The organism is Halorubrum sp. CSM-61, assembly GCF_003781945.1.
In the GTDB taxonomy this organism is placed as follows: Archaea; Halobacteriota; Halobacteria; order Halobacteriales; family Haloferacaceae; genus Halorubrum.
The window spans coordinates 307371-332594 of sequence record NZ_RJJW01000003.1; the positions used below are offsets into that span (position 1 = coordinate 307371).

The window sequence follows — 25224 nt, forward strand, 5'->3', positions numbered from 1 at the left end:
GATCGCGCCCGCCGAGTAATCCGTCCGCGATCGAGCCGCGACCGCGGGACGCTTGCGCACGCAAGGACACGCCGGAGAGCCCGTCTAAAGCCGTGTCGGGTACCTTTCCGTGTTCGTCTCCAACCGGGAGTATGGACGACAGCGACGAGACGGACGTGACGGTACTGACCCCTGATACCGAGTCGACCGTCGGTACCGATCGAACCATCGACCGAGAACGAACGGGAGAGACTGGAGGCCTCGAGCGGCTCCGAGAGCTGTTCGCGTCCCGCGGCGAATCGATGTCGCGCGCCGACGCCGAGCGCGCGGTCGAGCGCAGCCGACGCGTCAGCGGGCTCTTAGACGAGGCGTTCACGATCCCCGGGCTGGGCTATCGGGTCGGACTCGACCCGGTGGTGGGGATCCTGCCGGTCGCGGGGGACTCGGTCGCGGCGGCGGCGTCGCTGTACATCGTCGTCGAGGCGTTCCGCGCCGGCGCCCCGGTCCGAACGCTCGCGACGATGCTGTTCCTCGTCGGCGTGGACTTCGCGTTGGGCTCCGTCCCGGTCCTCGGGACGCTGATCGACGCGGTCCTGAAGGTCAACAAGCGAAACGCGTCGATGCTCGAATCGCACGTGGAATCCTCGTTCGACTGAAAGGGCCGCGTCCGCCCCTTGTTCGACTGAACGGGCCGCGTCGAGGGCCGCGTCTTCCCCGCCGAGGCGGGCCGTCGCGGCGAGCCAGTTCCGCCCAGAGGCGGGTATAGGGTAACGCCTCGAATAATTCGGTCGACGGTGTCATTCCGTGAAAAGCCCCCGGAGAACCCTTTTAATTCGAGCCGTACGTGAACCCGTCCGACGATGGCCGAACGCGACCTCGACCGACGACGCGTCACGCTCACGTCCCGGCGGTCGGGGAGGGGGCGACCGCTCCCGCGACCGCGGCCCGAACCGACACCTCGCCCGCGAGACCCATGACACAAGCACGCCTCGTCGTCGAGCTCCCCGACGGCCCGTGGGCCGCCGACGTCTCCCGAGAGTTCCCGGCGGCGACGCTTCGGGTGATCGCCGCGCTCCCGGGGGACGGTCCGGGGTTCGCGCTCGTGTGGATAACCGCCCCGGACATCGACGCGGTCCTCGACGCCATGAAGTCGCACCCGGCCGTCACCGACACCTCGGTGATGGACCGGTCCGACCGCGAGGCGACGGTGCAGTTCGAGACCTCGGCGCCGCTGCTGCAGCTCGCGGCGAAGCGGTCGGGCGTCCCCATCGAGATGCCCGTCGAGATCAGCGACGGCGAGGCGATCATCGACGTCACCGGAGCCCACGACCGGATCGCGGAACTGGGCCGCCAGTTCGACGAGCTCGACCTGGAGTTCCGCGTCAAGTATGTCCGCGAGCGGCTGTCGGCGAGCGGGCTGTTGACCGAGACCGAACAAGAGCTGCTCCTCCGGGCGATCGAGGAGGGGTACTACGACACGCCGCGGGCCTGCTCTCTCACCGAGCTGGCCGACCGCGTCGGGGTCGCGAAGTCCACCTGCAGCGAGGCCCTCCACCGCGCCGAGGAGATCGCCGTCAAGCGGTTCGTCGAGGATCTCCCCCCGCAGACCGACGACGGCGAGACGGGCCACTGAGGTTCGGTCCCCTCCGATCTGCGGGGCCACGAGCCGTCGCGACTACCCGCCGACCGAACGTATTCGGACCTCCGGTATCACACCCGGACACCCTTTAAGTCAAAACGGCGATGATGTTCAGGAATTTGCTCACGAAATGAGAATAATTGTGGTGTTATACTGGGTGTAGCCTCCAATCCGTAACCAGAGGGAGAGCCAATGACGCTACTACCCAACATCGAACGGCGTTCGTTCCTGAAAGTGGCGGGCCTCGGCGGCGCGGCCGCGCTCGCCGGCTGTGCCGAGAACAGCGCCCCCACCGCGACGACCGACGCGGCCCAGACGTCGGACTCGTCCGAGGCCGCGTCGGTCGACGTGGACCGGATCGCCGCGGACCCGACCGACATCCCCGATCCCGTCGACTGGAACGAGCCGCGCACGCACGACATCACGATGGAGACGACGGAGGTGACCGCCGAGATCGAGCCCGGGGTCACCTTCGACTACATGACCTTCGAGGGGCAGGTCCCCGGGCCGATGGTCCGCGTCCGTCGGGGAGACACGGTGAACCTCACGCTGCGGAACCCCGAGGACAGCGACATGCCGCACAACATCGACTTCCACGCCGTCTACGGGCCCGGCGGCGGAGCCGACGCGACGACGATCGCTCCGGGCGAGGAGGCCACCATCGAGTTCAAGGCCACCTACCCCGGTAGCCACATCTACCACTGCGCGGTCCCGAACATGGACCACCACATCAGCGCGGGCATGTTCGGCGCCATCCTCGTCGAGCCGAAGGAGGGGCTTCCGAAGGTCGACCGCGAGCTCTACTTCGGCCAGCACGAGATCTACACGGACAAGGGGGCGGGCGAGGAGGGCCACCACAAGTTCAGCCTCGAGGCCGCGAAGTCGGAGGATCCGACGTACGTGACCTACAACGGCGAAGCGTACGCCTTCACCGAGTCGGGGTACGGCCCGGTCCAGGTCGACCAAGACGAGCGGATCCGGATCTTCGTGTCCAACGGCGGCCCGAACCTCAGCAGCTCGTGGCACGCCATCGGCAACGTCTGGGACAAGCTCTACCGGGACGGTGACCTCGTCTCAGACCCGGCCCGGTTCGTGGAGACGACGCCGGTCTCGCCCGGTACCGTCACCGCCGCCGAGATCAAGACGCCGGTCCCCGGCCCGATCAAGCTCGTCGACCACGCGCTGACCCGCGTGGTCCGTAAGGGGATGCTCGGCGTCCTCGACGTGCAGGGCGAACAGAAGCCGGAGATATACGACCCCGATCCCGACGGCGATTCCGGCGGCGAGTGATCGCCGCGGGACAGCCCTCGAACCACCCAACAGGCCCATGTCGAACACTCACACTCGGCGCCGCGTGCTCGGACTCGCCGGGTCGGCGACCGCGCTCGGTCTCGCCGGCTGTCTCGGGAGCGCCGCGGGCGGCGCGAACGGCGGAACGGGCGCTGACGGAGTCGACAGCGCCGGCGACGGGGCGACCGAAGACGCGTCCGGCGGTGCGGCGAGCGACGGCGCCGCCGGGAAACTCGGCGCGCCAGCGTCCGAGGTCGCGGTGTCGATCGCCTCGATCCCGAGCCCGTCGATCGAGCCGGGGATCGTCCACGTCGAGGCCGGCGGGACGGTCACGTGGGTCGGCGACGGCCAGCGCAACGCCGTCGCGACCTACCACCCGGAGACGCACGGCGACGGCCGACGGATTCCCGAGGGCGCCGAGCCGTGGTCGAGCGACCTCCTCCGCGACGGGAGCCGGTTCTCGGTGACGTTCGAGCGGGAGGGGATCTACGACTACGCAGACACGGTCGTGCTCTGTGGCACTCACGAGTCGTTCGGGAACGTCGGCCGAGTCGTGGTTGGCGAACCCGACCTCGACGGCGCGCCCGCGATCGAACGCGGCCCCGACGAGCTACCCGGCCTCGCGGCGGACACCATGGCCGAATACGACGAGCGGTGCCGCGAGACGCTCGGCGAGTAGGTCTCCGTGACGCGTCTCATCATACCGACCGGGGCGGACCGAGCCCCTGATCAAACCGAACCGACGAACGCGGATCCACGCACCCATGTCACCGACACCCACCGTCGATCGGCGAACGATGCTTCGGAGCGTCGGCGCGGCCGCGCTCGGCGCCTCGCTGGCCGGCTGTGCCGGGCTGCCGATCGGATCGACCGGCGCCGCCGAGAACGCCGTGTTGGACGCGCCCGACAACTACGAGACGCTCGCGGAGCGAGACCTCCCGTACCCGATTCACGGCGAGCGGCTGCCCGAGGTCTCGGTCCCGGCGCCGAGACACGACCGCGAGGTGTCGACGCGGGAGTTCGTCGGCGAGCGCCACGTCATGCTCACCTTCGTGTTCACCCGGTGTTCGATGACGTGTCCGGCCCTGACCGCCAACCTCGTACAGGTACAGGCCGAGTCGGTCGCGGAGGGGTTCGCTGACGAGGTCGCGTTCCTGCCGACGACGTTCGATCCCGAACACGACACCGCGGCCGAACTCGAGACGTACGGCGAGGACCGCGGCGTCGACTGGGACGCCGGCAACTGGTGGTTCCTCCGGCCGGAGAGCGAGGCCCGCGCACGGGAGGTCGTCACCGACGCGTTCGGCGTCGCGTTCGAGCGCGTTCCGGAGGAGGACCGAGAGACGGAGAACATGGCGTACGTCCACGCCAACACGGTCCTGCTGGCGAACGCCGACGGCTACGTCGAGCGGGCTTACACCGGCCGGCCGCCGAACCCCGCCGACGTCGTAGACGACGTCCGGACGCTTCGGGAGAGGTGGTAGGATGCGCCGACGAGACCTCCTCGCGGGCGCGGCGGGGATCGGGGTCGCCGGCCTCGGCGCCGGCGCCGTCTACGGCGACGTGTTCGGCGGCGACGACGCGATGGCTTCCGTCGACCTCCCTCGGATCGAGGCGCCCGGAAGCCCGCCCGGTACCGAGACGGTCCCGGAGCCCGGCCGCGTCACCCTCGTGGAGGTGTTCGCCACGTGGTGTAGCGTCTGCGCGCGCTCGATGGCGCCGCTGAGCGAGGTCGCCGCGAGCGTCGCGGACGCGCAGGTCGTCTCCGTGACGAACGAGCCGGTCGGGCAGACGGTGACAGAGGACGATGTCGCCGAGTGGTGGCGCGAGCACGACGGCGACTGGCCGGTCGCGTACGACCCGGAGCTGACGCTCACCGAACGCCTCGACGCGGCGGGCGTCCCGTACACCGTCGTGCTCGACGCCGACAACCGGATCGTCTCGACCGCCCGCGGCCACCAGTCCGCGGAGCGACTCCGGGAGCGACTCGCGGCCGCGAGGTGAGCCCATGAACGCCCAACTCGCCGGGACCGCGTCCTTCGCGCTCGGGGCGGGCGCCGCGACGTTCTTCTCGCCGTGCGCGTACGCCCTGCTCCCCGGCTACGTCGGCTACTACGCCGCCGCAGTCGACGACGGGGGCGTCCCGATCGCCGACGCGGCCGTCCGCGGTCTCGCGGCGGCGACCGGCGCGCTTCTCGCGTTCGGCGTCCTCTCCGGGATCGCGCTCGCCGCCGCCGAGGCGGTCGAGCGGCTCCTCCCCGTCGTCGAGCCGCTCGTCGGCGTCGCGCTCGTCGCCCTCGGCGGCGTCGTTCTCTCCGGCCGGAGCCTCGGCGCGCACGTCTCGCTCCCGGAGCGCCGGACGAGCGTGCTCGGGTTCGCCCTCTTCGGCGGCCTCTACGCGCTGGCCGCGACCGCCTGCGTGCTCCCGCTGTTCCTCGCGGTCGCGGTCCAGTCGATGACGTTCGGGACGGCCGGCGCCGCCGCGGTCCTCGCGAGCTACGCGGGGAGCTTCGCCGGCCTCATGCTGGCGGTGACAGTCGCGACCGCGGTCGGCCACCGCGTCGGTGCGGGCGCGGTCGCCGGGGGCGTCGACCGGTTCACCACGGTCGCCGGCGCCCTGCTCGTCGTCGCCGGCGTCGGACAGGTCGCCTACGCGCTCGGCGTCGTCTGAGATACCCGAACGTGTTCGAGACACGCACGAAGGGGTCGGAGCATCCTCTGTATACCGTCGAATGACCGCCACACATCCGAGACGCTCGTCGCGTTCCGACGAGGGGAGCGGCCCATGAACTCGGTGACGCTCTCCCGGAGGATCGACGCGCCCCCGGTGACCGTCCGCGAGTCGATGAGGCGGATCGGCCAGTTCATTCGGGCGTCGGGGTTCGACGAGGTGACCGTCGACGGCGAGGCGGTCCGCGTCGCGAACGAGGTGGGGAATCACGACGATCGAGCTCGCGCTCGAACTCGTCGACCGCCCCGGAGCCGACCTCGCCTACGACCAGCGCGAGGGGATCTTCGAGGAGATGCGGACGACGCACGCCGTCTCCTCCGCGCCCGACGGCAGTGAGGTGGAAGCGACGACGGCGTTCACGCCCGACGTCGCGATCGTCGGCGACGTGCTCGACGCGACGGTCATCGAGCGGCAGCGACGGACGGAGCTGACGGCCCAGTTCGACTGGCTCGAAGCGGTCTGCGTCGAGTGAGGTCGGTGCCAGCGCGGCCGCGGTCGCTTGCGTCGCGGTACCACTCGCCAGTACCGTTATGCGGTCGCGGAGCGTACGCCAGCGTGGTGTTGCACACATGACTGGACAACGGATACTGATGATCGTCGGCGACTTCGGCGAGGACTACGAGATCATGGTCCCGTTCCAGGCGCTTCGGGCGGTCGGCCACGAAGTCCACGCGGTCTGTCCGGAGAGGGAGGGCGGAGAGACGGTCAAGACGGCGATCCACGACTTCCGGGGCGACCAGACCTATCTCGAAGAGCGCGGCCACGACTTCGAACTCACCCACGGGTTCGACGCGGTCGACCCGGCCGACTACGACGCCTTGGTCGTCCCCGGCGGGCGCGCGCCCGAGTACCTCCGCGGCTACGACGAGGTGCTCGACGCGGTGCGGCACTTCTTCGAGGCCGACAAGCCGGTCGCGTCGCTCTGTCACGGCCCGCAGATCCTCGCGGCGGCGGGGGTGCTCGACGGCTACGAGATGACGGCGTACCCCGCGGTCAGGCCCGAGGTCGAGGCCGCGGGCTGCTCGTGGGTCGACGGCGTGACCACCGACGGGAACCTCGTCACCGGGCAGGCGTGGCCCGATCACCCCGAGTGGATCGCGCAGTTCCTCGACCTGCTCGGCACCGAGATCGAGCACGGCGCGCCCGCGGCGACCGCGGACTGACGCGCTCGCTACTTCTCTTCATGGCCGATCCCCGCGCCGTCGCCGTCAACGTCGCCGCCAACACGAACCAGCCCGGCTTCCGCGGCCCCGTCTACCCCGACGGGTCGTTCGCCTACGTGCCGATCCCCGAGTCGGCGGCGACGCTCCCGCGCGAGCGGTTCCCGGTCGACGAGCCGCCCCCGACCTACAGCGACCTCGACCTCCCCTTCGCGGTGCCGGCCGACCTGCGCGAGACTCCGGTCCACCTCGACCCGGAGCTCCCCCGCGTCCACGGGCGGGATCGCGCGACCTACGGCGACCCCCACGGCGTGAAGGCCGGCCGGATCGCCGGGCTCGGCCCGGGCGACTGGCTGCTCTTCTACGCGACGCTGTCGCTGCGGCCGCACGGCTGGGCGGGCCCGGACGAGGGGAGCCGTCGCGGCGGGATCGAGGACGGCGACCCGGCGACCTCGGGGGCGTTCGAGCGCGTCGTCCCCCTGAGTACGCCGGAGGCTGGCGCGGACGCGAACCGCCTCGTCACCGCGCTCTCCAGCGACTCGGGGAAGGGGCCGTGGTGGCGGCGACCTATGGCGTTCGACGCCGACGCGGCGGAAAGTCTCTTTGAACGCATCGAGAAGGCCTGAGAAGCCGCTTTTCGCGATCACGGGAGGAACGAACAAATATTGTGGCTACCTCTGACGGCTTCGGTCGCGAAACGGACGGAACGACGCCTTTCGGACGGGTTAAAGCGGGGAAAACGCGATATCGACGGGCGAATCGGCGACCGAACACGTTCGGTCGTCGCAATATTTGCGCGAAGATGGTTTCACCGCTCATCCTTGTCGGTTTCCGGAGTTATACCTTACAATAAAACCAAGAGGTATTCGATGTCAGATTTGAATGTCTCCCACGAATACTTCACGTGGAGGCTGGTCCAGGACGTCGCGGAAGAGAACGGATACTTCGAGGACGAGGGCGTCGACGCCGACCTCTCGTACTTCGCGCCGGGCACGCAGGACTTCGAGGGCGAGAACGCCTTCGACGCCGACTGGTGGGACGACATGGACGAGGACGGCGGCACGCACGGCGTCTGCGAGTGGAACGCGGTCCAGGAGGTCTCCGAGACCGACCGCGACATCGTCGGCTCCTACAGCGAGTGGGACCGCGTCGTCTTCGTCGACGCCGACGACGACGCCGAGACCATCGACGACCTGCGCGGTCGCTCCGTCGGGATCAACAAGTACGCCACCTCCTTCTACTCGATGCGCGAGATGCTGGAGAACGAGGGGTTCGACGAGGACGATATCGTCTTAGAGCACGTCGGCGAGGCCGAGGAGCGCTTCGACGCGGTGAAAGCGGGCGAGGTCGACTCCATCGCGGTGCTGGAGCCGTTCGTCACGCTCGGCCGCTACGACGAGGAGCTGAAGGAGGTCTTCGACGGCCCGTGCCGCGCCGCCATCACGACGCGCGAGCAGCCCGAGCCGGAGAAGCTGGAGGGGTTCCTCGCGGCGCTGAACCGCGCGGTCGCCGACATCAACGACGACCTCGACGGGTTCACCGACCGGTACGTCGAGCTCCTCGAGGACGAGGCCGGCGACAAGCCGGCGTTCGACGACGTGAACTTCGAGCGGCTCCGCGAGGAGTTCGAGCTCCGCGAGTTCCTCCCCGTGCGCGCCCCCGACGAGAAGCGGATCGACGCGACCACGGACTGGATGCGCGAGAAGGGCTTCGTCCCGGACGACGCCGACATCGGGACCGCCGAGGAGCTCGACAACGAGGGCGTGCTCCCGGACGACGAGGCCGAGTCCGAGGAGGACGAGCCCGAGGCGACGGCGGACTGATCGATGTCGATCGAGTCCCGCGCGGCGACGACCGAGGACGACGGGGAGTCGGACGCCCGATCCGAGGCGGAATCCGGCTCGCACTCCGAGTCCGACTCCGCGTCCGCGGTCGGAGCCGACGGTACCGCCGACGCCGAGACGGCCGGCCGTCGCGCCGCCGACGCCGCGCCGATCGCCGCCAGCGACCTCACGAAGCGGTACGACGAGACCCTCGTCTTCGACGGGCTCGACCTCCGGGTCGACCCCGGCGAGGTCTGCTGTCTGCTCGGGCCGTCCGGCTGCGGCAAGACGACGCTGCTGCACCTACTCGCGGGACTCGAGGACCCGACCGACGGCCGCGTCGAGATCGACGGCGAGGCCGTGACGGGGCCCGACTACCGGTGGGGCGTCGTCTTTCAGGACCCCCTGCTGTACCCGTGGCTCTCGGTGCGCGAGAACGTCGAGATCGGCCCGCGGCTCCGCGGCGGGGAGCCCGACGCCGACCACGTCGACGAGCTGTTAGAGCTGGTCGGGCTCGACGGCTTCGCGGACGCCGACACCGCGGACCTGTCGGGCGGGATGGCGCAGCGCGCGTCGCTCGCGCGGACGCTCGCGAACGACCCCGACGTGCTGCTCTTAGACGAGCCGTTCTCCGCGCTCGACCAGCTGACGAAGATGGAGCTGCAGGACGAGCTGCTCCGGATCGTCGACGAGCTCGGCGTCACCGCCGTGTTCGTCACGCACGACATCGACGAGGCGGTGTACCTCGGCGACCGCGTCGCGATCATGGGACCGGTCCCCGCGGGCATCGAACACGTCGAGCGCATCGACAGCGAGACGCGCTCCCGCGACGACGAGGCGTTCCTCGAGGAGCGCGCGGCGACCTTCGAGCAGCTGGAGGCGGTGGGACTCGAATGACGCGCGACCACGATAGCGGCCGAAGGCACGACCACGGCGCGGACCGCGACGACGAGGTCGACCCCGACGTCGCCGCGAGCGCGCGCGAACTCGTCGGCGGCGCCGGCTGGCGGAACCCATCGGAGAAGGCCCGCACGAGCGGGCTCTCTCGACGCGAGTTCATGAAGGAGTCGGGGCTGGCGTCGCTCGCGGCGGCCGGCGTCGGCGCGACGGCCGGCTGTCTCGGCGGCGGGAGCGGCGACGGCGGTCCACCGACCGCGGAGATCGGCTACCTCCCGATCACGGACGCAGCGCCCCTGCTTACGGGGTACGCCAACGGCCACTTCGCGGACCACGGCGTCGACGCCGCGGAGCCGACGCTGTTCCGCGGCTGGTCGGACCTCGCGGAGGCGTTCCTCTCCGGCGAGGTCAACGTCGCCCACTTCCTGATGCCGATGACGGTGTGGATGCGCTACGGCGACGAGCTGGACGCCAACGCGAAGGTCGTCGCGTGGGACCACACGGACGGCTCCGCGCTGACGGTCCAACAGGAGATCGACGAGTGGGCGGACCTCGGCGGCGGCACCGTCGCCGTCCCGTTCTGGTACTCCATCCACAACGTCATCCTCCAGATGGGGCTCCGCGAGCACGGGCTCACGCCCCGGACCGACTCCTCGGCCGACGAGGTGGCGGACGACGAGGTCAACCTCGTCGTGACGCCGCCGCCTGACATGCCCGCGGCGCTCGAGAACGGCTCCATCGAGGGGTACATCGTCGCCGAGCCGTTCAACGCGATCGGCGAGCTCGACGCCGGCGGCAAGATCCTGCGCTTCACCGGCGACGTGTGGCGCGAGCACGCCTGCTGCGTCGTCGTGATGCGCGAGGAGCTGGTGGAGTCGCGGCCGGAGTGGACGACCGACGTGATGAGCGGGATCGTCGACGCTCAGCAGTACCTCCGCGAGAACCGGTCGGAGGCCGCGCAGCTGCTCTCCTCCGAGGGGAGCGGGCTGCTCCCGCAGGGCCCCGAGCCGATCGACCGCGCGCTCACGCACTACGACGAGCACCAGCCGTACCTCGACTCGGGCGCGATCCGGAACGCCGACTGGGACATCGACCGGATCGGCTTCTACCCGTACCCGTACCCCTCGTACACGGAGGAGCTGGTGCGCCGCATGAGCGAGACCCGCGTGGAGGGCGAGGACGCCTTCCTCGACGAGTTGGACCCCGCCGAGGTCGCCGACGACCTCGTCGCGTACGACCCGGTTCGCACAGCGCTGGAAGCGGCCGGCGGCCCGCCGGCGTTCGACGTTCCCGAGGACAATGGCTACGAGAGACAGGAGACGATACGGTTCTGAGCTGGTCGGGGAGAGCGGCCGCCTGCTGCCGGCGGTCGGGCTCCTCGGCGGCCTCGCCGTCTGGTGGGCGGTGACGGCGCTCGGCAGCGGCATCATCACCAACTTCGCGCCGGCGGCGACGTTCGCCGTCCTCGCGGAGCTGGTCGTCTCGCCCGCGTTCTACGACCACGTCCTCGTCAGCATCTACCGGTTCGCGATCGCCTTAGGCCTCTGTCTGGCGGTCGGGCTCCCGATCGGGATCGTCGTCGGCTACTTCAAGGCGGCAGAGCGCGCGACGACCGTGCTCTTCCAGTTCATGCGAATGATCTCGCCGTTGGCGTGGTTCCCCATCGCCATCATCGTCTTCGGCGTCGGGACCCGGTCGGCGGTGTTCGTGATGTTCATGGCCGGCCTCTGGCCGATCGTGTTGAACACCGCCCACGGGATCGCGACGATCGACGACGACTGGATCACGGTCGGCGAGTCGCTCGGCGGCGACACGCGCGCCCTGCTCCGCCGGGTCGTCGTCCCCGCGGTGATCCCGGACATGCTCACGGGGATCCGCCTGTCGATCGGCATCCTCTGGATCATCCTCGTCCCCGCGGAGATGCTCGGGGTCAACACCGGGCTGGGCTACCTCATCTTAGACGCCCGCGATCGGTTCTCCTACGCGGAGATCCCCGCGATCATGCTGGTGATCGGCTTTATCGGGTTCTGGCTCGACCTATCCGTCCGTCGGCTTCACACACGGTGGAACTGGGGGTAGTCGGCTCTGCCGACGCCCTCGATTGACAGATCGCGTCTATCGAAGCACTACATTTCAAATAAACTATATTATAACGGCAGGCTGCCGGGATTGCGAATACATTATTTATCGGTTCACGGAGAGAATCTATCGGGTACCGTTTCGACGGCAGCTCTGAATACAAGTAGTATACTCGAAGCGAGATTAGGGAGGCCTATTTCAGAGAGAGTACAGGGCTCAGAGACGGCGTTTCGAGTAATGTCAGGTTATACGTAATACGGTATCTGTTACTACTGGGGAAGAATAACGATAGTGAGTCATGAGTGAGTCTTCGGAAGAACTGCTTCTGAGTATCGCCGAGACGGTTTCCGACGCGTTGAGCACGCCGATAGAGGAGTTACCCCCGCTCTCTCAGTCGGTTGACCTCGAGGGACTGGAGGCGATCGTTACGGACGACCGAGCCCGCGATGTGACGGTCACGTTCCCGTACGCTGGTCACAGGGTCATCGTTCACTCGGACAGCCTCGTCTACGTTCGCCCGATTCAGAACGATACCACAGACCGATGTGACAGCTGCACACAGGACACGAGTCATCACGTGTGAAACAACCCCTCCCGCACGTCGATTTATGTGTCATGCTACCGTGCGTACAGGCATGACCGAAGACGACACCGACGGCGTCGATGACACCGGCCGCATCGATGACACCGACGACACCGGCGCGCCCTCCCGGCTCGGCCGGGTCCTGCTCGGCGTCGGCCTCGCCGCGCAGGCCTCGGAGGACTTCCGCGACATGGAGGACACGATCGAGTACGCCGAGTCCGCGGGGGTGCCCGCCCCCGACCTCGCCGCCCCGTTCGCGTCCGGGATGATGGTCGCCGCGGGCGTCGGCATCGCGGTCTGGCGGCTCCCGCGGGTCGCGACCGGCGCGGCCGTCGCCTTTCTGACGGTCGTGACCGCGACGATGCACGACTTCTGGAACGCCGACGAGGACGACAGGAGCGGCGAGCGGCTCGCCTTCTTCGGGAACCTCGCGATGCTCGGCGGCGCGCTCGTGTTCCTGCGGGAGGCGTACAGGAACTGAGCGAAGACCCGGAGACGGTTCCGGAGCCGCGGTCGTTTTTTTATAAGTCGCCGGCGTCCAACGGGTCCTCCAACTGGCCCATGACCGCCTCCATCGCGTCGGTCGCGGTGATCAGCCCGACGACCTCGCCGTCGTGGATGACGACCGCCAGCTCCTGGTGTTCCGCCTGGAACCGGTCGTAGGCGTCGCTCACGCTCGCGTCCGCGGCCACGGTCATCGGCGGCGCCGCGACGTCCGCGAACGTCAGCGACCCGCCCGCGAGCTCCGCGAAGTGGGTGACGACCGACGGGGCGTACACGATCCCCTCGATCTCGGTGCGGTCCGCGCCGAACAGCGGGAAGCGGCTGTGGGGCGTGTCGCTGATCCGGTCGAGGTTCTCCTCGACCGAGGCGGTCGTCGACAGCGATACGATGTCGTCGTCGGGCGTCATGATCTCGCTCACGGGGACCTCGTCGACATCGAGCGCGTTGAGGACCTCCCGGCGGCGCTCCTCCGGCAGCTCTATCTCCTCCATCATCGAACCGAGGCGGGTGCGGAGCTGCGCTCGCGTCTCCAACACGTCCCCTTCGGTCTCCGTCCACGCGCCGGTCATCTCGACGCCGAACAGCCGGAGCGTCGCCTTCGCGACCCAGTCGCCGAACGTGATCAGCGGGGAGATGAGCCACGCGAACCAGTAGAGCGGGCGCGCGCCGTACTCGGCGACCTGCTTCGAGCGCTCGACGCCGAGGTACGTCGGCGTCTGCTCGCCGTGCGTGAGGTGGACCATGTTGATGAGAAAGAAGGCCAATAGAGAGCCGGCACCGGCCGACGCGAGCGCGGTGTTCTCGAAGAGCGGCGCGAAGACGGCCGCGAGCCCGGGTTCGGCGACGATTCCGAGCGCGATGCTCGTCCCCGAGATCCAGATCTGACAGGTCGTGAGGTAGAACTCCAGATCGTCCGTCATCTCCCACGCGCGGCGGAGTCCGGGAGTGTCGATGTCGGACTCGGGGTACTGTCTGAGGCGGGTCAGTCCGAACTCGATCGCCACGAAGTACGCGTTGATCAAGATGAGGGCGACGCCGGCCGCCACGCGCAGACCGATCTCGCCGGGAGGCATCGCGGTCGCGAGCGGGATCATCGTGTCGGGGTCTCGCCGCGCGATTGAAAAGCGTTGAGGCGGGTCGGTTCGAAACCGGTCGCTACTCGTAGTCCTCGTAGGTCGGCAGCCCCTCCTCGGGCGGGAACTCCTCGACCGGAACGGTCGTCTCGTCGCCGCTCTCCATGTCCTTCACCGTGTACTCGCCGTTCTCTAAGTCGCGCTCGCCGACGACCACGACGGTCTCGGCGTTGATCGAGTCGGCGTAGCCGAGCTGCGCGCCGAACGAGCGGTCGGAAACGTCCCCCTCGACGACCACGTCGTCGCCGAGCGCGCGGAGGTCGCGGGCGAGCGCGGCGGCCTCGGCGCGGGTGTCGCCGACCGAGAGGACGTAGTAGTCGGTCGAAAGCTCCTCGTCGGGCCAGACGCCGGCGCGCTGACAGAGGAGCTTGAGCGTGGCGTGGCCGGGCGCGACCCCGACCGCGGGCGTCGGCTGGCCGCCGAAGCTCTCGATGAGGTCGTCGTAGCGCCCCCCGCCGAAGACGGAGCGAGACACCTCCCCGGTCGAGTCGAAGCACTCGAAGACGACGCCGGTGTAGTAGTCGAGCCCGCGGGCGGTCGTCAGCGACACCTCGCAGAACTCGCCGGCGCCGAAGTCGTCGGCGGCGGCGAGCACGTTCCGGAGGTTCTCGACCGCCGCTTCGACCTCGTCGCCGCCGGCCTCGGCGACCGCGTCGAGGTCGTCGGGAGTCTCCACGTCCGAGATGAGGTCGTCGAACTCGCGAGCGGTCGCGCGGTCGAGCCCGGCGTCGGAGAGGAGTCCGAGGTACTCGCCGTCGTCGACCTTCTCGCGCTTGTCGACCGCGCGGATCGCGGCCTTCGCGTCGACCGCGTCGGGGTCGTCGGAGAGCGCCCGGACGAGACCGCCGAGGATGTCGCGGTGCGAGACGCGGAACTCGAAGTCGTCGCCGGTGAGCCCCAGGCTCGTGAGCGCGTCGGCGGCGACCGCGAGCACCTCGGCGTCGGCCTCGGGCGCCGAGGAGCCGAACACGTCGATGTTCGTCTGGTAGAACTCGCGGAACCGGCCCTGCTGGACCTGCTCGTAGCGCCAGAACGGGCGGGTGGACATCCACTTGATCGGCTTCGACAGCTCCTGTCCCTTCGCGACCACCATCCGGGCGACGGTGGGCGTGAGCTCCGGAGTCATCGAGACGCCGCGGCCCCCCTTGTCGTCGAAGGCGTACAGCTCCTCGACGATCTCCTCGCCGGACTTGTCGACGTACATCTCCGTCCGCTCCAGCGCGGGGGTGGCGATCTCGCGGAAGCCGTGCCGGCTCGCGGCGTCCTCGATGGCGTCGGTCACCTCGCGGCGGGCGGACTGCTCGCCGGGGTAGAAGTCGCGGAATCCCTTCAGGCCGTCGTACATGAGCGTCGATTCGGCGAGCGCCCGCTTGAAAGCATCCTTTCGGGCCGCAGTCGAGGTCCGCGAAGAGCGGCGGCCGACCGGTCGCGACTCAGTCGTTCCGACCGTGCACGTACGTCTGGTCGTGGTCCGGGAACACCTCGCCGACCGTCTCCTCGCCGTGTTCGTCGGCGATGAGCGTCCGGAGCTCGTCCTCGTAGTCGGCCTTGGGAACCTCCTCGCTCGGCCCCTGCTGGACGTCGAACGTCTCCTCGACGAGGCGGTCGACGGCGTGGCGGCCGAACCCGGAGAGCGGAGAGATGTAGTCGATCCCGTGACGGTCCTCCAGGCTCTGCGCCTGCGCGCGCGACACCGTGGGAACGCGGTCGTCGCGGCGCGTGCCGTCGGCGATCGCGTCGACCTCGTGGCTCGCGATCGTCTCCAGGGCGTGCTCGTGGACGCGCTGGATCCCGTTTCGGGGGTAGCCGTCGCCGATCATGGTCTCGATCGCCTCCTCGGCGACCTCGCGGTCGAGGTCGACGCGCTCGAAGGGGAAACCTAGCTCCGCGGCCGCGCGCTCGGCGTGTTGCCAGTCGTCGGTGAGCCCGAAGCTGCCGGTGACGCAGCGCACGTCGTAGAACCGGTCGAGCAGGTGGGCCGCGAGCGAGGAGTCCTTCCCCCCGCTGTACAGCAGCGCGAGCTCCATCTATCGCCGCCGGATGTCGAAGCTCTGCTGGTCGGGCTGGAGTTCCTTCAGGAGGTCGCGCATCTGGTCTTCGTCGATCTGTCCCTGGATCCGCCCGCTCTGCGCGAGCGCCGCGACCTGCTGTTTCACCTTGTCGCCGAACTCCGGTTTCGACATCGCGACCGCGTTGAGCCGCTGGCGCGCGCCGTCCGTGAGGTACTGCTTGAGGACGGCCTCCTGCTGGGCCTCGGCGCGCTCCTGAGCCTGCTGTTGGGCCTCGGCGTCCGCTCCGCCGCCCTGTTCGCGCTCGCGGAGCTCCTGCATCTTCTTCTCTCGCAGCTCTTCGAGCCGTTCGTCGTCGGGGTTCTCGCTCATACGCACCCGTTCTCGGTCCGCGCGAAAAACGATTTCGGAGGGATCGGACCGGAAGCGTCTCCGGCGGCGGCTCGACGAGGTCCGGCGAGGCCGGTCCGCGCCGCTTAAACGCCTCCTCGGCGTAGCCGCCGGTAATGAGCGAGTCGCGGGAGTTCTGTCCCCGGTGTGGCGACGCCGTCCCGGAGCGGCGCGAGCCGCTTCCCGGCGACCCCCGAGGGCGGGACGCGCTGCTGTGTGACGACTGCTACTTCGAGGACTTCGAGCTGGTCGACGCGCCCGACCGGATCGAGGTGCTGGTCTGTTCCGGCTGCGGCGCGGTCCGCCGCGGCGAGTCGTGGCGGGACGTGGGCGCGCGCGACTACACCGACGTCGCCGTCGACGAGGTCGCGGAGGCGCTCGGGGTCCACGTCGACGCCGAAGACGTCGAGTGGGGCGTCGAGCCCGAGCAGGTCGACGAGAACAACGTCCGGATGCACTGCCGCTTCTCGGGGGTCGTCCGCGGGACGCTCCGCTCGGCGGAGGTGACGGTCCCCGTGAAGATCTCGCGGGGGACCTGCGACCGCTGCGGTCGGATCGCCGGCGGCTACTACGCGGGGGTCGTACAGGTGCGCGCGGACGAGCGCGAGCTCACGCCCGCGGAGCGCGCCGAGGCGCTCGAGATCGCCGAGTCGTACGTCGCCGATCAGGAGGCCGACGGCGACCGCGAGGCGTTCATCACGGAGGTGAAAGAGACCGACGACGGACCGAACGTCAAGCTCTCGTCGAACCGGCTCGCGCAGAACGTCGCGACGCGGATCACGGAGGCGCTCGGCGGGAGCTTCGAGTCGTACCCGACCCTCGTCACCGAGGACGGCGACGGCAACGAGGTGTACCGAGTGACGTTCGCGGTCCGCCTCCCGCGCTACGCCGAAGGCGAGATAATCGACCCCGAGGACGGCGACGGCCCCGTGCTCATCACGAGCGTTTCCGGCCGGCTCCGCGGCGTCCGACTCGCCACGGGCGCGGAGTACACCTCCGAGTTCGAGGACGGGGCGGCCCCAGACGCGGTCCGGCTCGGCCGGCGGGACGACGCCGCGGAGACGACCGTGGTGACGGTGGAAGACGAGAACGCGATCCAGGTGCTCGACCCGGTCACCTACGAGGCGAAGACGGTCCCGAATCCCGACTTCGTCGACGGCGACGCCGGCTCCGTGCTCGCGTTCGAGCACGGCGGCGAGGTCCACCTCGTCCCCGAGGAGTAAGTCTCGCACGTTTGTGGCGACGAGACAATATTTAAGTGAACTGTGAGCGACGGTGACGATTGCTTATAAAGAACCGTGCGGTGGTGCGTGCCTCCGAGTGGCCGCCGAAGGCGGCCGCGAGGAGCACGCGCGAGGGAGTCGCTGGCGGCTGTCGCCGCCAGCGACGAGGCTGGGGAGGCATGAGGTGCTGTGCGGTTGCGGGGCGGGTGGGACTCAAAGGGGCAGCCGCGAGGACGAAGCACGGCGCAGTAAGCACTGCAAGGAGCGAGCGAAGCGAGCGACTGAAGCGCGCAGCAAGCCGCGCGAGTCCTCGCGGCTGGGGCTTTGGAGGCCTTCACCGTCGATCCGCAGTCACCGATTTATAGCCGAGCGGCTGGGGCTTTGGAGGCCTTCACCGTCGATCCGCAGTCACCGATTTATAGCCGAGCGGCTGGGGCTTTGGAGGCCTTCACCGCAGAGTCGATCACGGATACACAGCCGCCAGCAACACCCCTCGATCACGTATAAACGACCGATCAGCCAACGTGCAACCCGTACTCCCGCTATCGATCAGAAAACATCTTTCAGCGGTACCCGCTTCGACCGCAAGCGGGCCTCAAGAGTGGGATCGAACCGGAGTCGAAAGGCCGAACTGCCGACCGTTCGCGTCGTTTCCGATCAGTCGGCGTGGACCGAACGCTCCTCTCCGAGCGCGGCGGCGCGCTCCGACTCGGTCACGTCGATCCCGCGGCGCTCCAACTGATCGACGAACTCCGGCTCGCTGAGGCCGGCCTGCGCGGCGGCCTGAGAGAGCGTCAGTGTTCGCGCCCCGTACAGCGTCAGCGCGGTCGCCAGCCCCTTCGTTGCCATATCTACCCTACTACCGTGATGGTTTATGAAGGTTACTAATCGATTGAGGCTCCTGATACACCTTATACGATATATATTGACGGTTGATCAGTCCGTGGGAGTATAATGCATTCCGGATGGCCTCTCGATCGATACGCAACGCCGGGCGCCGATCGGACCGGTCGTCGACCCGCGCCCGCAGGAGTTATCACGCTCTGCGGTCGTAGCCGGGGTATGGACAGACAACAGCTGTTCGCGCTGTTCTTCGCGTTCCTCATGGTCAGTTCCATGGCCGCGTGGGGCGTCACGCTCCTGTAAGCGCCGAACGGAACCGGATCGAAAACGGGGCCGAAAACCCGATCAGCCGATCGCGGTCCCCCGTGGACCGCCACCGCTTCCGACTCCCTACCGGCGATCCCTAGCCGTCGCCCCACACGTCTGAGAGCGGGTGGTCGTCGCGACGGTCCGCGTCCGCCTCCGAGCGCGTTCGCGTCGTATTGCTCCCGCCGCCCTTTCCGGTCGCCCCCGTCCCCGACCCGCCTGACGATCCCGAGCCGTTCGCCCGCGAGCCGCCGCTTCCGATGCCTCCGCTTCCGCCGGATCCGCCCCCGCCGAGCGCCGACCCTCCGCGGCGGGCCGCTCGCGACGGCCCGGACGGCTCGGCGTCGATTCCGGCGAGCGCGGCGGCGGGATCGAAATCGGGCAGCGTCGGCGTCGTCATCGCGTCGATCTGGTCGCGGAACCACGGGGGCGTGTCGGCTTCCGCGCGGTCGAAGAGGTCCAAGAGGGAGTCGTCCGCGAGGTACGTCGCGCCGCGGTCGTCGGGCGCGCGGACGACCCGCCCGCACGCCTGGATCACGGTCCGGAGCGCGGTCCGGTGGTACCACGCCCACTGGTCGTCGGCGAGCCGGCGGGCGACCCGCGAGTCGTTGGTGTTGCGGTACGGCGCCTTACACACCACCTGCCAGCGACAGAGGTCGCCTTTCAGGTCGAGCGCCTCCTCCATCTTCACCGAGACGAACACCTCCGGGTCGTCGCTGGCCTTCCACGCCGACAGCTCCGCGTCTCGGTTCGCGCGGTCGTGCCGGCGGACGCGCGCGGCGACGCCGAACTCGCCCAGCAGCTCCGTGAGCCGGCCGGCGATGTCGTAGGAGTGCGCGTGGATCAGCCCCTTCTCGTCGGGGTGTTCGGCCATCAGCCGGACGATCAGGCGGGCGATCTTCGGCACCGTCTCGTCGCGGTGCTCGTAGGTCATCTGCCCCTGCGTCACGTCGTAGAGAGGGCGGTGCGAGAGCGGGAACGTGTGCTCGACGTCGACGAGGGCGACGTTCGCGGGGTCGAGGCCGACGCCGCGACAGAACGCCTCCTTCGAGAGGATGGTGGCGGACAGCAGCGCGAACGTGTTCCCGCGGTCCCACACCGTGTGCCGGAGGTAGCGGGCCGGATCGAGGGGCTTGATCGCGAGCGCCGACCCTTCCCCGTCCGGCTGGTCGACGACCCACGTCGTCGGCGACTCCGGATCGCGGTAGTCCTCCAGGAACCAGCCGAGCTCGCTGATGAGCTCCTGTAAGCGGTCCCGGCGCGCGACCTCCTCGCGGTCCAGCTCGGGCCGGCCGGTCAGCTCGTCTTTCGCCCGCTTCGCGGTGTCGCGGAGCGACGCGGCGAACCGCGCGGTGCGGTCGAGCGCGTCCTCCTCCGGGCCGGCGTCGGCCGCCACGTCGGGGACGCCGACCTCGTCCCAGACGGGGACGCGGTCGGGCGAGAGCTCGATCGTCGCGTACATCTCCGCCCACTCCGCGAGGCCGTGCGCCTCGTCGATCACCACCGTGTCGCGTTTCCGGAACACCTCCGAGCCGGCGGTGCGCATGAAGTACGCCAACGTCATGGCCGCGTAGCGGTTCCCTGAGGCGATCGCGCGGTCGGAGAAGTACGGGCACCGGTGTTTCACCGAGCAGTCGAACCCCTGCTGGCGGACGCAGGGGGCGCGGTTGACCGGCGTGTCGTGCTCGCCGGGGAGGATGCAGTCGTAGTTCGATTTCCCGCGGATCACCGCCAGGTCGTCGAGCAGGTCGTCGGCCTCCACGTCGTCGATCTGCGACACCTGCGGGGTCGTGTAGTAGGCGCCGGTCGCCTCGCTCGGGGAGGTCTCGTCGACGGTCGCCGACGCGCCCATGATCGCCCGCGCGAGGAGGGACTTGCCGCTGCCGGTCGGCGCGCGCACCAAGACCACGTCGTTTCCGGCGGCGAACGCGTCGCGGATGTCCGCGAGCGCTCGCTCCTGTGCCCCCCGGAAGCTCGGGGCGGGGAACTCGGCGGGGATCCGATCGGGGTCCACGACTGCCACTGGCGCGCTCGCGGAATTAAACCCTCGCTTGAGGCCGTCACGAAATGAACTCGAAACTACCCGATCGTTTATACGGTTCGGGCGGGAGATCGTGGTATGAACTGGCGAGAGGCGGAGCGGGAGTTCGCGGACGACGTCGTCGCCCGAGAGACGCTCCCGCGCACGTTCGAGCGGTCCGCAGAGCGCAACGCGGACCGGCTCGCCCAGCGGTACAAGGGCGGGGTGTACGACCGGTCGCTGATCTCCAGCGGCGTGCTCCCGCCCGCCTCGGCGGGCGAGTACGCCGACGTGACCTACGCCGAGATGCGCGCGATCGTCCGGCGGCTCGCGGCCGGGCTCCGCGAGCTCGGCGTCGACGCTGACACCCGCGTGGCGCTGTACGCGCAGACTCGGATGGAGTGGGCCCAGACCGACTTCGCGGCGCTGGCCGCGGGTGCGACCGTCACGACCGTGTACGCCTCCTCGTCGCCGAAGCAGGTCCGGTACCTGATCGAGGACCCGGAGGCGACCGTCGTGGTCGCCGAGAACCGCGAGCTGCTCGACGAGGTGCTCGGGGTCGCCGACGACCTCGAACACGAGCTCGACGCGGTCGTGACGTTCGACGACGTGGACGCGGCGGATCTCGACGCGGAGATGGAAGGTACGGACGACATCAGCGGCGACGGCGACGGCGCCGGCCTCTCCGTCGACGACGTGTACACCCTCGGCGAGGTCCACGCCCTCGGCGAGGAGGCGTTCGACGAAGACGCCTACCAGTCGTGGATCGACGCGGTCGACGTCGGGGACCTCGCGAGCCTCATCTACACCTCCGGGACCACGGGTCAGCCCAAGGGCGTCCGGCTCACCCACGCCAACTTCCGGGAGAACGTCAACCAGTGTTACCGGCGGTTCGCGGACCGCCCGGACCGCGACCCCGACGCGCCGGGGATCAGCGCCGAGTCGACGACGCTCTCCTTCCTCCCGCTCGCGCACGTCTTCGAGCGGCTCGCCGGCCACTACATGATGTTTGCGGCGGGTGCGACCGTCGCTTACGCCGAGAGCCCCGACACCCTCCGCGAGGACTTCGGGCTGGTGCGTCCGACGACGATCACGAGCGTCCCGCGCGTCTACGAGAAGCTGTACGACGCGATCCGCGAGCAGGCGAGCGAATCGCCCGTCAAAGAGCGCATCTTCGAGTGGGCGGTCGGCGTGGGGCAGGCCCACCACGAGGCCGACGACCCGGGCGCGCTGCTCGACGCCAAGCGCGCGGTCGCCGACAGGCTGGTGTTCTCGTCGGTCCGGGAGGCGATCGGCGGCAACGTCGACTTCTTCATCTCGGGCGGCGGGTCGCTGTCGGCGGAGCTGTGCGCGCTGTACCACGCGATGGATCTCCCCATTCTGGAGGGGTACGGGCTCACCGAGACCTCGCCCGTCATCAGCGTCAATCCGCCGGAGGAGCCGACGGTCGGCACCATCGGCCCGCCGGTGGTCGACACCGAGGTCGCGATCGACGGGACCGTCGTCGGCGAGGAGGTCGCGGATCTGTCGGGCGACGTCGGCGAGCTGCTCGTGCGGGGCCCGCAGGTGACCGACGGCTACTGGAACCGTCCGGACGCGACCTCGGAGGCGTTCACCGAGCCCGACCGGCTGCCGGACGACGCCGTCGTGGCGGGCGACCCGCCCGAAGACCGCGACGGCGACCCGGACGATCCCTGGTTCCGCACCGGCGACATCGTCCAGCTCCGACCGGACGGGTACATCGCCTTCCGCGAGCGCGCCAAGCAGCTGCTCGTCCTCTCGACCGGGAAGAACGTCGCGCCGGGACCGATCGAGGACCGGTTCGCCGCGAACGAGTTCGTCGAGCAGTGCGTCGTGTTAGGCGACGGCCGGAAGTTCGTCTCCGCGCTGATCGTCCCGAACTTCGAGAAGGTGGCGGCGTGGGCCGACGCGCGCGGCGTCGACCTCCCCGACGGTCACAGGGAGATCTGCCGCGACGATCGGGTCCGCGAGCGGATCCAGGAGGAGGTCGACCGCGTCAACGAGGAGTTCGAGCCGTACGAGCGGATCAAGCAGTTCCGGCTCGTCGAGGAGGAGTTCACCGAGGAGAACGACCTGCTCACGCCGACGATGAAGAAGAAGCGGCGCAACATCCTAGACCGCTTCGCCGACGAGGTCGATCTCATCTACGAGGAGGCGTAGGCGGAAACCGACGCCGTCGACGCCTACGCCCTCCACAGTTCGGTGTTCCCCAAACAGTAGAGGAACGCGATCCAGCCGAAGAGCAGTCCCGCGATGATGACCAGGAAATCGGCCAACTTGGTGCCGACGACCAGGTCGTACCCGACGCCGATGGTCAGGAGAACCAACGAGACGGCCAGCAGCAGGTGACACCGCCGTTCGGCCTTTCGTTTCATATTTCTAACACTCTCGAAGAGCATAAATAGCTACCGCCGGATTGCTCGGCAGTGCCGGCGCTGGATGCGGTCTGGCGCACGCGGCAACGTACCGCTGGCGGCTTCCGCCGATGGCGGCTTACGGAAGTTCGAGGGGAAAGCCTCGCGCTTCAGCGCGGGGATGAATCCGACAACTCCTACGCGAACTATATTCAACGTGCCGGACGGATGTTTTAAGTTGCGTTCCCGTATATCAACACTCAACCGAGGCGGTCTACCGCCCCACTAATCGGACAATATCGGGATTCCCTTGATTCCAAACGGAAGACACCCTCTTCCGTGTCGGAACAGGGGTGTAGCAGTAAAAAGTACCTCCGAATCCCATGGCGGGATAGGAGTAACGGCTGATTGGCACAGCCAGTAGCCGTCATCGAGGCGACTACAAACCTTGAACATCCCAAACCGGCGGCACGGTGCCGTGGGAATCTTCGCCCTTCAGGGCGGAGAGGATGTCAATCTAGCACGTACGTCTCGTCGCCGTCGAGGACGACGGGCTCGGCCGCGGCGCCGGCCGCCTTCACCTCGTTGACGAACTCGCGCGTCTCGATTTCGATCGGCGGGAACGTGTCGTAGTGCATCGGGAACACGACGTCGGCGCCCACCCAGTCGGCGGCGATGCCGGCCCCCGCGGGCCCCATCGTGAAGTGGTCGCCCGCGGGTAAGGCGGCGGCGTCGGGTTCGAGGTACGGCGCGATCACGTCGACCATCTCGGACATCAGCCCGGTGTCGCCGGCGTGGTAGAACGACGTGCAGTCGGCGTCGGACTCCTGGGTCGGCTTCTTGTCGCCGATCACGAACCCGGCGGGCATCCCGGCGGAGGTGCCGTAGCCGGTGTCGATCCCGTTCGAGTGGTCCGCGCGGACCATCGTCACCCACGCGTCGCCGCACTCGACGGTGCCGCCGATGTTCATCCCCATGCCGCCGACGGCGTCCTCGTGGCCGAAGGTGTCCTGGACGTACCCGGTCAGCTCCGGGGTGGCGACCACCGTCGCGCCCTCGTACCGGTCGGCGTCGCCGATGTGGTCCGAGTGGCCGTGGGTCAAGAGGAGGTAGTCGGGGTCGAGCTCCTCCGGGTCGACGTCGGTCTTCGGGTTGTCGAAGAACGGATCGATCAGGAGTTCCGTGTCGTCGACGACGACGTGCCACGTGGAGTGGCCGTGCCAGGTGAGTTCCATGGTACGCGTGGTACGTCTCAGCGAGTCGTAATAAAAGCCGACGCCGCGGTCACCTCGCCCCCCGGGGGAGGAGTTCACCGCCCGCCGCACGAACCGCTCGTCGATACCCCTCCGAGCGGAACGACGCCGAGTCCGGGGTCGAATGCGACCGATGGTCCCGTCCGGATTGCCTCTCCGGGAACGCTTTTCGGGCGGCCGCCCGATTGCGGAGACATGCACCACGTGCGATTCCGCGACCCGGCCGGATCGATCCGCGAGGGGACCTACGACCCCGAGACCGACGCCGTCGCCTTCGCGGGCGACGAGTACGCCCTCGACGACCCCGCGATCGACGTGCTCCCGCCCGCCGAGCCGACGAAGATCGTCTGTATCGGGCGCAACTACGCCGACCACGCCGCCGAACTCGGCAACGAGGTGCCGGACCGGCCGCTGCTCTTCTTGAAGCCGCCGAACGCGCTTGCGAGCCACGGCGACGAGATTACGGTCCCCGCCGGGAAAGACCGGATCGACTGGGAGGCCGAGATCGCGGTCGTCATCGGCGAGCAGTGCAAGGACGTCAATGCCGACGAGGCGATGGACGTCGTCGCCGGCTTCACCTGCATGAACGACGTGTCGAACCGCGACGACCAGAACCGCGAGCAGAACTGGGTGCGCGGCAAGGCGTTCGACGGCGCCGCGCCGCTCGGGCCCGTGCTGGCGACCCCGGACGAGGTCCCGGCCGACGCGAGCGTCGAGCTCCGCGTCAACGGCGAGACGAAGCAGTCCAGCGACCGCGAGCACTTCATCTTCGACGTGCCGACGCTGATCGAGGAGATCACGACCTACCTCACCTTAGAGCCCGGCGACGTGATCTCGACCGGGACCCCCGAGGGCGTCGGCGCGCTCTCCGACGGCGACACCGTCGAGGTCGAGGTCGAGGGCGTCGGGACGCTCGAACACGACGTGCGGGTTCCCTGACCGCCTGGGAGAACTCCCGCCGTCTCGCTCCCTGCCGCCCGATTGCAC

At 69.0% G+C, this 25224-nt stretch carries 27 protein-coding genes; 19 read left to right on the plus strand and 8 right to left on the minus strand.

Annotated elements, in window-relative coordinates:
* The first annotated feature begins 131 nt into the window (after positions 1-131).
* From EDM04_RS07195 to EDM04_RS07270, 16 genes are all read left to right on the plus strand, one after another.
* Positions 132-635 (plus strand): DUF4112 domain-containing protein, encoded by a 504-nt coding sequence (locus EDM04_RS07195; RefSeq protein WP_241154864.1) that lies wholly within the window; start codon positions 132-134, stop codon positions 633-635.
* Positions 636-952: 317 nt separating this feature from the next.
* A complete protein-coding gene (locus EDM04_RS07200) occupies positions 953-1612 on the plus strand; it encodes a helix-turn-helix domain-containing protein (protein WP_123620579.1) in 660 nt (219 codons plus the stop codon).
* Positions 1613-1810: 198 nt separating this feature from the next.
* Positions 1811-2908: a copper-containing nitrite reductase gene (gene nirK, locus EDM04_RS07205; protein ID WP_123620581.1), complete on the plus strand. Its 1098-nt coding sequence runs from the start codon at positions 1811-1813 to the stop codon at positions 2906-2908.
* Positions 2909-2972: 64 nt separating this feature from the next.
* Positions 2973-3587: a halocyanin gene (locus tag EDM04_RS07210; RefSeq protein WP_123620583.1), complete on the plus strand. Its 615-nt coding sequence runs from the start codon at positions 2973-2975 to the stop codon at positions 3585-3587.
* Between the two features lie 85 nt (positions 3588-3672).
* Positions 3673-4392 (plus strand): SCO family protein, encoded by a 720-nt coding sequence (locus EDM04_RS07215; RefSeq protein WP_123620585.1) that lies wholly within the window; start codon positions 3673-3675, stop codon positions 4390-4392.
* A 1-nt stretch (position 4393) separates the two neighbouring features.
* A complete protein-coding gene (locus tag EDM04_RS07220; RefSeq protein WP_123620587.1) occupies positions 4394-4912 on the plus strand; it encodes a TlpA disulfide reductase family protein in 519 nt (172 codons plus the stop codon).
* A 4-nt stretch (positions 4913-4916) separates the two neighbouring features.
* Positions 4917-5579: a cytochrome c biogenesis CcdA family protein gene (locus EDM04_RS07225; RefSeq protein ID WP_123620589.1), complete on the plus strand. Its 663-nt coding sequence runs from the start codon at positions 4917-4919 to the stop codon at positions 5577-5579.
* A gap of 352 nt (positions 5580-5931) precedes the next feature.
* Complete coding sequence (locus EDM04_RS18780) at positions 5932-6111, plus strand: hypothetical protein (RefSeq protein WP_241154865.1); 180 nt, start codon at positions 5932-5934, stop codon at positions 6109-6111.
* Positions 6112-6208: 97 nt separating this feature from the next.
* Positions 6209-6802, plus strand: coding sequence for a DJ-1/PfpI family protein (locus EDM04_RS07235; RefSeq protein ID WP_123620591.1), 594 nt, complete (start codon positions 6209-6211; stop codon positions 6800-6802).
* Positions 6803-6822: 20 nt separating this feature from the next.
* The gene (locus tag EDM04_RS07240; RefSeq protein ID WP_123620594.1) at positions 6823-7425 is read left to right on the plus strand and encodes a hypothetical protein; all 603 of its coding nucleotides are present in this window, start codon (positions 6823-6825) and stop codon (positions 7423-7425) included.
* A gap of 243 nt (positions 7426-7668) precedes the next feature.
* Complete coding sequence (locus EDM04_RS07245; RefSeq protein WP_123620600.1) at positions 7669-8622, plus strand: ABC transporter substrate-binding protein; 954 nt, start codon at positions 7669-7671, stop codon at positions 8620-8622.
* A 3-nt stretch (positions 8623-8625) separates the two neighbouring features.
* Positions 8626-9519: an ABC transporter ATP-binding protein gene (locus EDM04_RS07250; protein ID WP_123620602.1), complete on the plus strand. Its 894-nt coding sequence runs from the start codon at positions 8626-8628 to the stop codon at positions 9517-9519.
* Entirely contained in the window at positions 9516-10853 is a 1338-nt protein-coding gene (locus tag EDM04_RS07255) for an ABC transporter substrate-binding protein (RefSeq protein WP_206424440.1), read from the plus strand. Before EDM04_RS07250 ends, EDM04_RS07255 begins: the two co-directional genes overlap by 4 nt.
* Entirely contained in the window at positions 10819-11598 is a 780-nt protein-coding gene (locus tag EDM04_RS07260; protein ID WP_123620604.1) for an ABC transporter permease, read from the plus strand. Before EDM04_RS07255 ends, EDM04_RS07260 begins: the two co-directional genes overlap by 35 nt.
* A 298-nt stretch (positions 11599-11896) precedes the next feature.
* Entirely contained in the window at positions 11897-12181 is a 285-nt protein-coding gene (locus EDM04_RS07265) for a HalOD1 output domain-containing protein (RefSeq protein WP_164471105.1), read from the plus strand.
* 52 nt (positions 12182-12233) lie between these two features.
* The gene (locus EDM04_RS07270; protein WP_123620606.1) at positions 12234-12662 is read left to right on the plus strand and encodes a DoxX family protein; all 429 of its coding nucleotides are present in this window, start codon (positions 12234-12236) and stop codon (positions 12660-12662) included.
* Between the two features lie 40 nt (positions 12663-12702).
* Here EDM04_RS07270 and EDM04_RS07275 read toward each other — a convergent pair whose 3' ends face one another.
* From EDM04_RS07275 to EDM04_RS07290, 4 genes are all read right to left on the minus strand, one after another.
* Positions 12703-13779, minus strand: a complete 1077-nt coding sequence (locus EDM04_RS07275; protein WP_123620608.1) for a CNNM domain-containing protein — start codon at positions 13777-13779, stop codon at positions 12703-12705.
* 61 nt (positions 13780-13840) lie between these two features.
* Entirely contained in the window at positions 13841-15163 is a 1323-nt protein-coding gene (gene hisS / locus EDM04_RS07280) for a histidine--tRNA ligase (RefSeq protein WP_123620610.1), read from the minus strand.
* Between the two features lie 88 nt (positions 15164-15251).
* Positions 15252-15845 carry an asparagine synthase-related protein gene (locus EDM04_RS07285; RefSeq protein ID WP_123620612.1) on the minus strand — a complete coding sequence of 198 codons (594 nt, stop codon included), beginning with the start codon at positions 15843-15845 and terminating at the stop codon, positions 15252-15254.
* Positions 15846-16199, minus strand: a complete 354-nt coding sequence (locus tag EDM04_RS07290; RefSeq protein WP_123620614.1) for a DNA-binding protein — start codon at positions 16197-16199, stop codon at positions 15846-15848.
* Between the two features lie 134 nt (positions 16200-16333).
* On the opposite strand from EDM04_RS07290, the gene EDM04_RS07295 reads away from it, so the two are divergent.
* Positions 16334-17440, plus strand: coding sequence for a 60S ribosomal export protein NMD3 (locus EDM04_RS07295; protein ID WP_123620616.1), 1107 nt, complete (start codon positions 16334-16336; stop codon positions 17438-17440).
* A 657-nt stretch (positions 17441-18097) separates the two neighbouring features.
* Here EDM04_RS07295 and EDM04_RS07305 read toward each other — a convergent pair.
* A complete protein-coding gene (locus EDM04_RS07305) occupies positions 18098-18289 on the minus strand; it encodes a UPF0175 family protein (protein ID WP_123620620.1) in 192 nt (63 codons plus the stop codon).
* 397 nt (positions 18290-18686) lie between these two features.
* A complete protein-coding gene (locus EDM04_RS07310) occupies positions 18687-20603 on the minus strand; it encodes a helicase C-terminal domain-containing protein (RefSeq protein WP_123620622.1) in 1917 nt (638 codons plus the stop codon).
* Positions 20604-20708: 105 nt separating this feature from the next.
* Between EDM04_RS07310 and EDM04_RS07315 the strand changes: the two genes are divergently transcribed.
* A complete protein-coding gene (locus EDM04_RS07315) occupies positions 20709-22790 on the plus strand; it encodes a long-chain fatty acid--CoA ligase (RefSeq protein ID WP_123620624.1) in 2082 nt (693 codons plus the stop codon).
* A 23-nt stretch (positions 22791-22813) separates the two neighbouring features.
* Here EDM04_RS07315 and EDM04_RS07320 read toward each other — a convergent pair whose 3' ends face one another.
* Together EDM04_RS07320 and EDM04_RS07325 are read right to left on the minus strand one after the other, a co-directional pair.
* Complete coding sequence (locus EDM04_RS07320; RefSeq protein ID WP_123620626.1) at positions 22814-23005, minus strand: hypothetical protein; 192 nt, start codon at positions 23003-23005, stop codon at positions 22814-22816.
* 491 nt (positions 23006-23496) lie between these two features.
* Positions 23497-24219 (minus strand): metal-dependent hydrolase, encoded by a 723-nt coding sequence (locus tag EDM04_RS07325; RefSeq protein WP_123620628.1) that lies wholly within the window; start codon positions 24217-24219, stop codon positions 23497-23499.
* Positions 24220-24432: 213 nt separating this feature from the next.
* Between EDM04_RS07325 and EDM04_RS07330 the strand changes: the two genes are divergently transcribed.
* Positions 24433-25176, plus strand: a complete 744-nt coding sequence (locus EDM04_RS07330; RefSeq protein ID WP_123620630.1) for a fumarylacetoacetate hydrolase family protein — start codon at positions 24433-24435, stop codon at positions 25174-25176.
* Positions 25177-25224 lie beyond the last annotated feature (48 nt).